14 protein-coding genes and 1 tRNA gene are annotated in these 12,267 nt (G+C 73.1%); 9 read left to right on the plus strand and 6 right to left on the minus strand.

Annotated elements, in window-relative coordinates:
- Positions 1-36: 36 nt before the first annotated feature.
- Both queD and C7456_RS02705 read right to left on the minus strand, forming a co-directional pair.
- On the minus strand, positions 37-399 hold the full coding sequence (gene queD / locus C7456_RS02700; protein WP_109722227.1) for a 6-carboxytetrahydropterin synthase QueD: 363 nt from the start codon (positions 397-399) through the stop codon (positions 37-39).
- Between the two features lie 72 nt (positions 400-471).
- Positions 472-548: transfer RNA gene (locus tag C7456_RS02705), tRNA-Met, on the minus strand.
- Positions 549-717: 169 nt separating this feature from the next.
- Between C7456_RS02705 and C7456_RS02710 the strand changes: the two genes are divergently transcribed.
- The 8 genes from C7456_RS02710 (at position 718) to C7456_RS02745 (ending at position 5,690) form a co-directional block, all read left to right on the plus strand.
- The gene (locus tag C7456_RS02710) at positions 718-1,263 is read left to right on the plus strand and encodes an RNA pyrophosphohydrolase (protein WP_109722228.1); all 546 of its coding nucleotides are present in this window, start codon (positions 718-720) and stop codon (positions 1,261-1,263) included.
- A 42-nt stretch (positions 1,264-1,305) separates the two neighbouring features.
- Positions 1,306-1,515: a (2Fe-2S)-binding protein gene (locus C7456_RS02715; protein WP_109722229.1), complete on the plus strand. Its 210-nt coding sequence runs from the start codon at positions 1,306-1,308 to the stop codon at positions 1,513-1,515.
- A gap of 105 nt (positions 1,516-1,620) precedes the next feature.
- Positions 1,621-2,091 (plus strand): bacterioferritin, encoded by a 471-nt coding sequence (bfr, locus tag C7456_RS02720; RefSeq protein WP_109722230.1) that lies wholly within the window; start codon positions 1,621-1,623, stop codon positions 2,089-2,091.
- Between the two features lie 93 nt (positions 2,092-2,184).
- Positions 2,185-2,934: a DUF6776 family protein gene (locus tag C7456_RS02725; RefSeq protein WP_109722231.1), complete on the plus strand. Its 750-nt coding sequence runs from the start codon at positions 2,185-2,187 to the stop codon at positions 2,932-2,934.
- Position 2,935: 1 nt separating this feature from the next.
- Positions 2,936-3,355, plus strand: coding sequence for a bactofilin family protein (locus tag C7456_RS02730; protein WP_109722232.1), 420 nt, complete (start codon positions 2,936-2,938; stop codon positions 3,353-3,355).
- 47 nt (positions 3,356-3,402) lie between these two features.
- Complete coding sequence (gene erpA / locus C7456_RS02735; protein ID WP_109722233.1) at positions 3,403-3,771, plus strand: iron-sulfur cluster insertion protein ErpA; 369 nt, start codon at positions 3,403-3,405, stop codon at positions 3,769-3,771.
- Positions 3,772-3,790: 19 nt separating this feature from the next.
- On the plus strand, positions 3,791-4,750 hold the full coding sequence (gene nudC, locus C7456_RS02740; RefSeq protein WP_109722234.1) for an NAD(+) diphosphatase: 960 nt from the start codon (positions 3,791-3,793) through the stop codon (positions 4,748-4,750).
- A 67-nt stretch (positions 4,751-4,817) separates the two neighbouring features.
- Positions 4,818-5,690 carry a beta-lactamase induction protein gene (locus C7456_RS02745; protein ID WP_109722235.1) on the plus strand — a complete coding sequence of 291 codons (873 nt, stop codon included), beginning with the start codon at positions 4,818-4,820 and terminating at the stop codon, positions 5,688-5,690.
- A 270-nt stretch (positions 5,691-5,960) separates the two neighbouring features.
- On the opposite strand, the gene C7456_RS02750 is transcribed toward C7456_RS02745, so the two are convergent.
- Positions 5,961-7,835: an MFS transporter gene (locus tag C7456_RS02750; protein WP_109722236.1), complete on the minus strand. Its 1,875-nt coding sequence runs from the start codon at positions 7,833-7,835 to the stop codon at positions 5,961-5,963.
- Between the two features lie 379 nt (positions 7,836-8,214).
- Here C7456_RS02750 and C7456_RS02755 point away from each other — a divergent pair, with 379 nt between their 5' ends.
- Entirely contained in the window at positions 8,215-8,583 is a 369-nt protein-coding gene (locus tag C7456_RS02755) for a VOC family protein (protein ID WP_109722237.1), read from the plus strand.
- Positions 8,584-8,605: 22 nt separating this feature from the next.
- Here the strand turns inward: C7456_RS02755 and purD are convergent, their stop codons facing one another.
- The 3 genes from purD to C7456_RS02770 all read right to left on the minus strand — a co-directional run bounded on the left by purD (position 8,606) and on the right by C7456_RS02770 (position 12,145).
- Entirely contained in the window at positions 8,606-9,889 is a 1,284-nt protein-coding gene (purD, locus tag C7456_RS02760; protein WP_109722238.1) for a phosphoribosylamine--glycine ligase, read from the minus strand.
- Positions 9,890-9,972: 83 nt separating this feature from the next.
- Positions 9,973-10,590, minus strand: coding sequence for an HAD family hydrolase (locus tag C7456_RS02765; protein ID WP_109722239.1), 618 nt, complete (start codon positions 10,588-10,590; stop codon positions 9,973-9,975).
- Between the two features lie 184 nt (positions 10,591-10,774).
- A complete protein-coding gene (locus C7456_RS02770) occupies positions 10,775-12,145 on the minus strand; it encodes an AMP-binding protein (protein ID WP_109722240.1) in 1,371 nt (456 codons plus the stop codon).
- Positions 12,146-12,267: the final 122 nt, after the last annotated feature.

Genomic DNA, 12,267 nt, shown 5'->3' on the forward strand with positions numbered 1-12,267 from the left:
TTGTGTTACATAACGACCTCGTGTTGCCGCACCGCGTCAAAGGCTGGCTCGGCTGCAGCTGGCGCCGGCGGTGCAGGTCTCGTGCACGACCACCTTGTCCAGCCCCGGCAGCGCCGGCTCCAGGCGGCTGAAGATCCAGCGCGCCAGGTTCTCGCTGGTCGGGTTCTCCAGGCCCTCGACGTCGTTGAGGTAGTGGTGGTCCAGCCGTTCGAACAGCGGCGCGAAGGCCGCCTTGACGTCGGCGAAGTCCATCACCCAGCCCAGGGCCGGATCGGGTTCGCCCTCGACGTGCACCTCGATGCGGAAGGAATGCCCATGCAGGCGCGCGCACTTGTGTCCCGCCGGCACGTTCGGCAGGCGGTGGGCAGCTTCGATCTGGAACACCTTGAAGATGTGCATGGCCTCGGAACACCTGGCGCGGCGCGGGACGATACGCCCGCCGCGCAGCAGTCTTCCGGGAAAATCAAGGCATGGTGGCTATGGGTGGACTCGAACCACCGACCCCAGCATTATGAGTGCTGTGCTCTAACCGGCTGAGCTACATAGCCAAGCGATGTCGCCGTGCGAATCGACCGATCCCGGCGGGGCGCGGCAGTTTAGTCGCGCGGACGACCACGATCAAGCCCTCGCTTGTCGCTGCTTCGGCGGCTGTGCTTGAATCGGCGCGGGTGGCGATGCGCGCCGCAAGGGTCGCGCGCCGCCGCTCCTGGAGGCTACATGATCGACGTCGACGGCTACCGTCCCAATGTGGGCATCGTCCTGTTGAACGGGGACGGCCGCCTGTTCTGGGCGCGCCGCGTCAGCCGCGACGGCTGGCAGTTCCCGCAGGGCGGCATGCGCAGCGACGAGACGCCGCTGGAGGCGATGTACCGCGAGCTGCAGGAGGAAACCGGCCTCGCGCCGCAGCACGTGGAGGTGCTGGCCAGCACCCGCGGCTGGCTGCGCTACCGGCTGCCGAGCCGCTACGTGCGCCGCCACCAGCGGCCGACCTGCATCGGCCAGAAGCAGGTCTGGTTCCTGCTGCGGCTGGTCGGCGGCGAGCAGGCGCTGCGGCTGGACGCCGGCGAGAAGCCCGAGTTCGACCTCTGGCGCTGGGTGGACTTCTGGTACCCGGCGCGCCACGTGGTGAGCTTCAAGCGCGGCGTGTACGAGCGCGCGCTGCGCCATTTCGCGCCGGTGGTGGAATCGCTGCTCAGCGTGCAGCTGGGCAACCTGCCGCCGGAGCCGGCGCGCGACGGCGGCGGCGACTGCGCGGCCGCCTGAGCCCCGGCCGGACGGTTGACAATCATTCGCATTTGCATTCCAATGCGCCGCATGTACATCTGCCTGTGCAACGCCGTCACCGATCACGACATCCGCCGCGCGGTCGCCGACGGCACGCGCTCGTTCGCGGAGCTGCAGGGCCGCACCGGCTGCTCGGACTGCTGCGGCACCTGCGAATCGGAAGCCCGCGCCTGCTTCGACCGCGCGGTCGGGCAGACCGCGCTGCTGCCGCTGCCGGCCGTCCCGGCCTGATTCCCCCCACGCCGCGCACAATCCTCAATCGTTCTCGTTCCGTCATCGCGGCGGGCGGATTCGTATAGTTCCGGCGACCCATCCCCGATCCGCCGGAGACAAGCCATGAAAGGCGACGCCAAGGTCATCGAGTACCTCAACAAGGTGCTCTACAACGAGCTGACCGCGATCAGCCAGTATTTCCTGCACTACCGCATGTTCAAGGACTGGGGCTACCGGGAGCTGGCCGAGCACGAGTACAAGGAATCGATCGACGAGATGAAGCACGCCGATCGCCTGATCGAGCGCATCCTGTTCCTCGACGGCCTGCCCAACCTGCAGTACCTGGGCAAGCTGCGCATCGGCGAGAACCCGCTCGAATGCCTGCAGGGCGACCTCGACCTGGAGATGGCCGCCGCAGTGGACCTGCGCGCCGCCATCGCGCACAGCGAGGGCATCGCCGACTACGTCAGCCGCGACCTGTTCAAGGCCATCCTGCACGACGAGGAAGAGCACATCGACTGGCTGGAGACCCAGTTCGGCGTGGTCAAGGACATCGGCGCCGAGCGCTACCTGCAGAGCAAGCTGGGCGACTGAGGCGCACCGGGCGGCGCCCGAAAGCGTGCCGCCGTTCCTTGACGCTGCGCGCGGCCCGGGGCTATACCGGCGCTTTTCCCGGACAGCTTCCGCATGGCCTCACGCCCGCCGCCGCGTTACGTCGTGCGCACGCACGACGACGAAGCCTCCCGGCGCCGGCGCCGATGGTGGCTGGGCGCCGCCTGGCTGGGCAGCCTGGCGCTGACCGTCGCGCTCACCGCCGCGGCCGGCTGGCGCGATGCCGCGCCGGCCGGCGGCGACCGCCGCGCCCTCGCGCGGCTGGCCGCCGAGAACGAGGACCTGAAGCAGCAGCTGGCCAACCTGCAGCGCTCGCAGCAGGTCAACGAGATCGCCACCAAGGCCCTGCGCGGCACGCTGGCCGAGCGCGAGGAGGAGATCAACGGCCTGCGCACCGACCTCGGCTTCTACGCCCGGCTGGTCGGCGGCGACGCGCAACGCCAGGGCCTCAAGGTGCAGGAGGTGCACCTGCAGCCGGTGGCCGGCTCGACCGGCTGGAACCTCACCGCGAGCCTGACCCAGAACGCGCGCCGCGGCGAGGAGGTCGCCGGCCTGCTCACGCTCAGCGTGGAGGGCCTGCGCGGCGACAAGGTGGTGCAGCTGGACTGGCCCACCCTCGGCGACCTCGCGCAGAAGGACGGCGTGCCGTTCCGCTTCAAGTACTTCCAGCAGCTGCACGCCACCATCGTGCTGCCGCCGGACTTCCGCCCCACCCGCCTGCGCATCCACGCGCAGGCCGACGGCGCCGAGACGGCCGACCGCGTGGTCGCCTGGAACGAGGCGCTGGGCGGCAACCTCACCACCACGACCAGCCAGGGGATCTGACATGCTCAACCGCAAGCGCCAGGAGCGCCGACCCGACAGCCACGAGACCAGCCTGATCGCCCACGGCACCGTGATCGTGGGCGACCTGCGCTTCAGCGGCATGCTGCACCTGGACGGCCGCATCGAGGGCGCCGTGCTGGCGCAGGACGAGCACGCGGTGCTGACGGTGAGCGAGCGCGGCCACGTGCAGGGCGAGATCCGCGTACCGCACGCGGTCATCAACGGCAGCGTGCACGGCGACATCCACGCCGGCGAGAAGCTGGAGCTGGCGACGCAGGCGCGCGTGCACGGCGACGTGTACTACCGCACGCTGGAAATGGCCGCCGGCGCCCAGGTCAACGGCCGCATGAGCCACCAGCCGGCGGAGACCGCCACCCGCGAGCTGCCGGCGCCGGCGCTGGACGAGGCCGTGCCGGCCTGAACGCGCTATCCTTGTGGCGGCCTCGCCGCAGCCGCATATCCGCCGTCATGGAAACCATCGTCCCCGTCCCCGACTACCGTTCCGCCGGCGCGCCGCTGGTGTTCACCGAGGCGGCCGCCCGCAAGGTGCACGAGCTGATCCAGGAGGAGGGCAACCCCGACCTCAAGCTGCGCGTGTACATCACCGGCGGCGGCTGCTCGGGTTTCCAGTACGGCTTCACCTTCGACGAGGCGCAGGCCGAGGACGACCTGGCGCTGAGCCGCGAGGGCGTCACCCTGCTGGTCGACCCGCTCTCGCTGCAGTACCTCGCCGGCGCCGAGATCGACTACGCCGAGAACCTCTCCGGCGCGCAGTTCGTGATCCGCAATCCCAACGCCAGGACCACCTGCGGCTGCGGCTCCTCGTTCTCCACCTGAGCAGACCCGCCGCCGGCCGATGAGCAGTGCCAGCCTCAACGTCTTCGCCGGCCTCAGCCTGGTGCTGGACCGCGTGGCCGAACGCCGCGACGAAGCCGACTGGGTGGACGCGCTGGCCGCCTCGGCCGAGGCGCGCTACCTGCTGCTCGACCCGGCCGGCGAGACCTGGCTGCACGAGGCCGGCGAGGCCCTGCGCTGGCTGAGCGACGCCGAGCGGCGCGCGCTGCTGCCGGCGCAGCCCGTGGCCAGCCTGCTCGGCCTGGCCGGCGGGCGAGCGCACTTCCTGCTGGCCCTGGACGCTGCCGACGCGCTGGACGAGCTGGACACGCGGCTGGCGGCGCGCCGCGCGAACCTGCGCGAGGCCGGCCTGCGCCTGTCCGCCGACGAGGCCGGGCTGTTCGCCTACGCCAAGGGCCTGGCGCACTGGCAGCGCGAGACGCGCTACTGCGCCGCCTGCGGCGCGCCGCTCAGGCTGGTCGCCAGCGGCCACCGCGCGCAGTGCACCAACCCGGCCTGCGGCCGCCTGCACTTCCCGCGCACCGACGCGGCGGTCATCGTGATCGTCGAGCACGAGGGCGCCTGCCTGCTCGGCCGCCAGGCCGGCTGGCCGCCGGGGCGCTATTCCACCCTGGCCGGCTTCGTCGAGCCGGGCGAGTCGCTGGAGGACGCCGTGCGCCGCGAGGTGGCGGAGGAATCCGGCGTGCCGGTCGACGAGGTGCGCTACCACTCCTCGCAGCCCTGGCCGCTGCCGGCCTCGCTGATGGTCGGCTTCACCGCCACCGCGCGCTCGCGCGCGATTCGGCGGCGCGACGGAGAGCTGGAGGACGCGCGCTGGTTCACCCCCGCGGACATCGCCGCCGGCCTCGCCGACGGCAGCCTGGCGATGCCCTCGCGGCTGTCGGTGTCCTACCGGCTGATCGCGCACTGGCTGCGCGAGCGCGCCGGGCTGGAGCTCGACGCGCTCGTCGCCGGGCGCTGAACGCGCCGCGGTCGCGCGGCGGCGACCCGGTTCCTACAATGCGCGGCGTCCCCCGGGAGATTCCTGCATGGCCATCCTTCTGCTCGCCGCCCTGGTCGCCCTCGGCCTGCTGCACGTCTGGCCGCGGCTGGCGCAGCGGCGCGCCGACCCGCTGTTCGGCCCGTGGCTGCGCCAGCTGGCCGACACCAGCGGCTGGGGGCGCGTGGTGCTGGCGGTGGGCGTGCCGCTGCTGCTCTGCGTCCTGCTCGAATGGCTGCTCGGCCGCTCGCCGCTGGGCGACCTCGCGCGGCTGCTGTTCGCCGTGCTGGTGCTGCTGTACTGCCTCGGCCCGCGCGAGTTCGAGGCGGATCTGGAGGCGATCCTCGCCGCGCCCGACCGCGTCGCCCGCGAGGCCGCGGCGCAGCGGCTGGCGCCCGACGCGGGCGACCGCGTCGCCTGGAACGCGCACGCGCTGGGCGAGGCGATCGCGCTGGCCGCGCTGCGCCGGCGCTTCGGCGTGCTGCTGTGGTTCTTCCTGCTCGGCCCGGCCGGCGCGCTGCTGTACCGGCTGGCGCAGACGCTGGGCCGCGAGGAGGACCTGCGGCTGGACCCGGCCGGTGGCCAGGCCGCGCGCTACCTGGCCAACGCGCTGGACTGGCTGCCGGCGCAGCTGCTGGTGTTCACCCTGGCGCTGGTCGGCCACTGGGACGCGGTGACCGGCGCCTGGCGACGCTGGCGCCAGGGCGCCGCCGCGGGCGACTGGTACGCGCGCGGCCCCGGCTTCCTCGGCGCCGCGGCCTGCGCCGACATCGCGGTGGAGATCGAGGCCGGCGACGGCTACGCGGAGGAGCGCGCCGACCCGCTGCTGGAACTGAAGCGCATGCGCAGCGCCTTCCTGCGCGCGCTGCTGGCCTGGCTGAGCGTGGTGGCGCTGGTGGTGCTGGGCGGCTGGATCGCCTGAGGCGGAGGCCTTTGGGGCCTGCCCACGATTTCCTCTGTGCCCCGCCGGAAGCCGCCCGCGGACGAGCCAGGCAAGAGCGCAGCAGCATGGCGGGAATGGGGCGATGGTTGGGGCATCGCGGCCGGAGGCCGCTCCCACAAGGTCTGCGCGGCCCCTGCGGGAGCGGCCTCCGGCCGCGATCAGCCTGACGCGAGACCGCCAACGTGCTCGCCGAGGCCATGCCCCGCTGGCCTTCCTGACGCTCTCTCCCGGAAGATCTCGAGCAGGCCTTCAGGCCAGCTCGCCGCGCAGCATGCGCACGCGCGCCTCCAGCGCGTCCAGCCGCACCTGCGCGGGCGGCACCGGCGGGTCCGCCACCAGCTCCACCCGCGCGCGGAAGCGCCGCGGCAGGCGCGCGCGGCGCAGCATGTCGTCGCGCCGGCTCCACATGCTGCCCCACAGCCCGCGCAGCGCCATCGGCACCACCGGCACCGGGCGGCGCTCCAGGATGCGCAGCACGCCCGGCCGGAACGGCGCGACCGCGCCGTCGCGGGTCAGCCCGCCCTCGGGGAAGATGCACACCAGCTCGCCGTCGGCCAGCGCCGCGTCCACCGCGTCGTAGGCCCGCTGCAGCACCGCCGGGTCCTCCTTCTGCCCGGCGATCGGGATCGCCTTGGCGGTGCGGAACACGAAGCGCAGCAGCGGGATGTTGAAGATCCTGTAGTACATCACGAAGCGCACCGGGCGCCGCACGCAGGCCATCAGCAGCAGCGGGTCCATGAAGCTGACGTGGTTGCACACCAGCAGCGCCGGCCCCTCCTCGGGGATGCGGCCGAGGCCGTCCGCCCGCACCCGGTACAGCGTGTTCACCAGCACCCAGGTGATGAAGCGCATGATGAACTCGGGCACCAGGGTGAAGATGTACGCCGCCACCGCCACGTTGAGCAGCGCGGCGGCGAGGAAGATCCGCGGCGCGTCGAGCCCCAGCGCGCCCAGCCCCAGGCCGAAGCCCGCCGCCAGCACGATCAGCAGCGCGTTGAGGATGTTGTTGCCGGCGATGATGCGCGAGAGCTTCTCGCGCGGCGCGCGCGCCTGCACGAAGGCGAACAGCGGCACCACGTAGAAGCCGGCGAACACGCCGATCAGGGTGAGGTCCAGCGCCACGCGCCAGCTGCCCGGCGCGCGCAGGAACGCCAACCAGTCCAGCCCGTGCGCCGCCGCCGCGCCGTGCCGGGCCAGGTAGAGGTCCACGCCGAACGCGGTCAGCCCGAACGCGCCCAGCGGCACCAGGCCGATCTCCACGCGCCGCCCGGACAGCCGCTCGCACAGCAGCGCGCCGGCACCGGTGCCGATCGAGAACAGGGTCAGCACCAGCGTGTTCACCGAGCCGTCGCCGCCCAGCGCGTACTGCGTGTAGAGCGGCAGCTGCGCCACCAGCACGGTGCCGAAGAACCAGAACCAGGAGATGCCCAGCACCGCGTTGAACACCGCGCGGTCGGCGCGGGTGATGGCGAGCACGCGCGCGGTCTCGCCGAGCGGATTCCAGTTGAACCTGAGGTCCGGCGCGGTGGCCGGCGCGGGCGGGATGCGCCGGCTGGCCAGGTAGCCGGCCACCGCCACCGCGATCGTGGCCGCCGAGGCGGCCAGCGGCCCCGCGCCCGCGATCAGCATCAGCGAGTTGCCGGCGATCATGCCGACCAGCATCGCCAGCTGCGTGCCCATCTCCACCAGCCCGTTGCCGCCGACCAGCTCCTCCGGCCGGAGCGCCTGCGGCAGGATCGCGTACTTGATCGGCCCGAAGGTGGTCGAGTGCAGGCCCATCATGAACAGCACCGCCAGCAGCAGCCCGGTGTGGTGGGTGTGGAAGCCCACCGCGGCGAGCAGCATCGCGCCGATCTCGAACAGCTTCACCCAGCGGATGATGCGCGTCTTCTCGTACTTCTCCGCCAGCTGGCCGGCGGTGGCGGAGAACAGGAAGAACGGCAGGATGAACAGCGCCGGCGCGAGGTTGGTGTACAGCGCCACCGTGCGCTCGCCCAGCCCCATCTGGAACGCCACCAGCATCACCATCGCGTTGCGGAACGCATTGTCGTTGAACGCGCCCAGCGCCTGGGTCCAGAAGAACGGCGCGAAGCGGCGGCTGCCGAGCAGGGCGAATTGGCTCATGCGGTTCCCGGACGGTGGCGACGGGCGCTAGCGTAGCGTGAAAGCGCGGGGGGCTCGCCATGGCGGCGCCGGGTGACGAAGCGGCGCGAGGGACGCCATGCGCTGCGGATCGCCGTCGGGAATGGCCCGGACGCGGAGACGGACGAGCAAGCCCGTGACGTCCTGCATGGCCGCTGCAACTCGATGCTTGAACGTGGCATCGCCCAAGCCGTCATTCCGGCGCAGGCCGGGATGACGGGCAAAGACGCGGACGCCGGCAATACATGGTGCGGCCACGAGGTTCCGAACGTCCGCGGAACGGCCCTGATTGACACGCCCACGCCACCGGCCAACCATCCGGCGACGTCCGCGACACGGGCGGCCGAGAGGGGAGCATCCCATGACGATCACCGGCATCGTTCCGCAGTTGCGCACCACGGACATGGACGCATCGATCGGCTTCTACACGCAGAAGCTGGGCTTCGCCGTGGAGTTCAACTACCAGGACTTCTACGCGGGCATCCGCGCCGGGAACCGGCTGTTCCACCTCAAGCGGGTCGACGCGGCGGACCCTTCCATCCCGTTCGTGGCGGAAGGTGGGCACTTCCACCTCTACTTCCAGGCCGAGGGCGTGGCCGCGCTCGCCGCCGCGCTCAAGGCGAAAGGCGTCGCCCTGGTGGAAGACGTGCACGAGACGCCGTGGGGCACGCGCGAGATCGTGCTGCGCGACGACCAGGGCCACACCCTGTACATCGGCGAGCCGCTGTAGCCGCCGCGCGCGGCCGTGCGCTTCAGCCCCGCCGCAGCGCCCGGTGCGCGATGTCGCGCCGGCAGAACGCGCCGTCGAAGCGGAGCTTCGCCACCGCGGCGTAGGCGTGCTCGCGCGCCGCGGCGATGTCCCTGCCCAGCGCGCACACCGTGAGCACGCGGCCGCCGGCGGTGACCGCGCGCCCCTGCGCGTCGAGCTTCGTGCCGGCATGGAACACCTTCACGTCGGGGCCGAAGGCGCCGTCCAGCCCCTCGATCGGGTCGCCGCTCCTCACCTTGCCGGGATAGCCGGCGGCGGCCATCACCACGCCGATCGACGGGCGCGCGTCCCACTGCGCGCGGGTGTGGTGCAGCTCGCCGTCCAGCGCGGCCTCGATCAGCTCGACCAGGTCGGACTTCAGGCGCAGCATGATCGGCTGCGTCTCCGGGTCGCCGAAGCGCACGTTGAACTCGATCACCTTCGGCGCGCCGTCCTTGTCGATCATCAACCCGGCGTAGAGGAAGCCGATGAACGGCGCACCCTCGGCGGCCATGCCGCGCAGGGTGGGCTCGATCACCTCCTTCAGGATGCGCTTCTCCACCGCCGGCGTGACCACCGGCGCGGGCGAGTAGGCGCCCATGCCGCCGGTGTTGGGGCCGAGGTCGTTCTCGTCGCGGCGCTTGTGGTCCTGGCTGGACGCCATCGGCAGCGCGTGGCTGCCGTCGCTCATCACGATGTAGCTGGCTTCCTCGCCTTCCAGGAATTCCTCGATCACCACCCGCGCGGAGGCGTCGCCGAAGGCGTGCGCGCCGAGCATGTCGCGCAGCGCCTGCTCGGCGTCGGCCAGGGTCAGCGCCACCACCACGCCCTTGCCCGCGGCCAGGCCGTCGGCCTTGATGACGATGGGCGCGCCGTGCTCGCGCACGTAGGCCAGCGCGCGGTTCAGTTCGGTGAACACCGCGTAGCGCGCGGTGGGGATGTTGTGGCGGAGCAGGAAGTCCTTGGCGAAGGCCTTGGAGCCCTCCAGCTGCGCGGCGATCGCGCGCGGGCCGAAGATGCGCAGGCCCGCGGCGCGGAACTTGTCCACCACGCCGGCCACCAGCGGCACCTCGGGGCCGACCACGGTGAGATCGACCTTCTCGGCGCGGGCCAGCCGCAGCAGGCCGTCGACGTCGGCCGCCGCGACGTCCGCGTTGCGCACGCCGCGCTCACGCGCGGTGCCGGCGTTGCCGGGGGCGACGATCACCTCGTCCACGCGCGGCGACTGCTTGAGCTTCCACGCCAGCGCGTGCTCGCGCCCGCCGTTGCCGATGACCAGGACCTTCATGACTGCTCCGCTGCCGGGGGATCGCGCCGTGGCCGGCGCGGCGCGCCATTGTAGAGGCTGGCCGCCGGCGCGGCGACGCGGCTTCAGCCGGGCGCCGGCGCGGCCGCTTCCCGCCAGGGTTGCCAGCGGTACCAGGGTTCGTGGGCGAGGCGCAGCAGCGCGTGGTCCTCGTGGGTGTCGCCGTAGGCGTAGACGCGCGGGAATCCGGCCAGCGCGAAGGCCTCGCGCACGCGCCGCGCCTTCTCCTCGCCCACGCACTGCGCGCCCAGATACCGGCCGGTGAGGTAACCCTCGCGCACGGCCAGCCGCGAGCCGATCAGCGCCAGCCCGTGCCGCCGGCACCACGGCGCCAGGAAGAGCTCCAGCCCGCCGGACACCACCGCCACGCAATCGCCGCGCGCGCGGTGCCAGGCGAGGCGCTCCATCGCCGCCGCGCGCAGCAGCCCGGGCAGCACCTGCGCGGCGAAGCGCTCGCCCGCCGCGGCCACCCGCGCCGCGGACACGCCGCGGAAGGCGAAACCGATGGCCGCGGCGCGGATGCGGCAGCCCGAGACCAGGCCGGCCTTGTAGCCCACGTAGAGCGGCGCCAGCGCGATGCGGCCCGCCGCGACGCGGGCCGGCGGCGCGGCGAACGCGAGGAAATCGGGAAAGGTCTCGCGCGTGGTGAGGGTGCCGTCGAAGTCGAACAGGGCGAGGTTCATGCGCAACGCTCCAGCCTTGCTCCCTCTCCCCGCCGGGGAGAGGGCCGGGGTGAGGGGATGGGGCCTGCGCCGGCGGCGATCGAAGCGCGCTTCGGCCCAACGATGCCGCAAGATCGGCCCCTCACCTCATGCCTCTCCCCGGAGGGGAGAGGATGCGCATGGGCGAGGCCCCTGGGGCAGGCCTTCAGGCGTGGTGCGCCAGCAAAGCCAGCAGCGCCGCGCGCGGCAGCTTGCCGGTCTCGTTGCGTGGCAGCGCGTCGACCAGCCGCAGCGGGCGCGGCAGGAACACCGGGTCGATGGCGCGGCGCAGCGCGTCGAGGATGGCGTGCTCATCGAGGCCCGGCGCCACCGCCAGCGCGGCGATGCGGCGCACGCCGATCGGGTCGGCCTCGTCGAGCTGGAACACCACGCCGTCGATGACGCCCGGGACCGCCAGCAGGCGGTGCGTGAGGTCGCCCAGCGAGGCGCGCTTGCCGGCGATCTCCAGCAGGTCGGCCTGGCGCCCGCGCAGGCGGAAGCGGCGGCCGCCGTCGTGCAGGCTGACGATGTCGGCCAGCGTGGCCGGCGCCTCCAGCTGCGGCGCCTGCACCAGCGTGCCGTCGGGCTGCGGGTGCAGCGCGACGCCGGGATAGAGCCGCCAGTCCTCGTCCACCACGAGCCGGCGGTGGGCGAAGGCGCAGGTCTCGGTGGAGCCGAACACCTCCAGCAGCGGCGCGCCGAAGCGGCGCTCCGCCGCCCGCGCCAGGTCCGCCGGCAGCGGCGCGGTGGCCGACAGCATCGCCGCCAGCGGCGGCAGCCCGATGCCCGAGTCGACCAGCGCGCGCAGGTGCACCGGCGTGGTCACCAGCACGCGCGGCGCCGGCGCCTCGGCCAGCGCGCGCGCGACGTCGGCGGGGAAGAACGGCCGCGCCGCGTGCACCGCCACGCCGCCGAGCAGCGGCAGCAGCACCGACATCTCCAGCCCGAAGGTGTGCTGCGGCGGCACCGTGGCGACCACGGTGAACGACTCGCCCGCGACCGCCGCCAGCATCGCGCGGTTGCCCGCGGTGCCGGCGTGCAGGCCACGCCAGGTCTTCGGATGCGGGCGCGGCGCGCCGGTGGAGCCGGAGGTGTAGGCGATCGACGCCACCTGGCCGGCCGGCAGCAACGGCAGCGCGAGGTCGCTGCCGGCGGCGACGCCGTCCAGCGGCGGCAGGCGGTGGTAGCCCGGCGGCGCCGGGTCCAGCGCCTGGTCGCCCAGCGCGTAGCTGCCCGGGTGCGCCGCCATCGCCTCCTCCACCGCCTGCGGCGCGCGCGAGGGCGGCAGCAGGTTGGCCTGGCCGCGCAGCGCGATGGCGCAGAAGGCGACCAGGAAGGCGTAGCGGTCCTCGCACAGGTTCACCGCCGCCGGTGCGGGCGGCAGCGCGGCGGCCACCGCCTGCACCTGCGCCAGGAAGGCGGCGGCGCTCACCGCGCGGCCGTCGCGCCAGGCCAGGACGCGCGCCGGGTCGTCCATGCACAGCAGCGGCAGCGGCTCGCCGGACTCGTGCTGGTAGGTGTCGTAGACGATCGCCACGCCGAAACGCTCCCGAATGCGCCCATGCCGGCAGCTATGCCGCCGGGCGTCGCAATCCCATGTGAATGCCCCCGTTGCCCATCCCGCGCCGGTTCATCTTCGCCCGCGGCGTCCGCCGGCGC

This window comes from Fulvimonas soli (assembly GCF_003148905.1).
Lineage (GTDB): Bacteria > Pseudomonadota > Gammaproteobacteria > Xanthomonadales > Rhodanobacteraceae > Fulvimonas > Fulvimonas soli.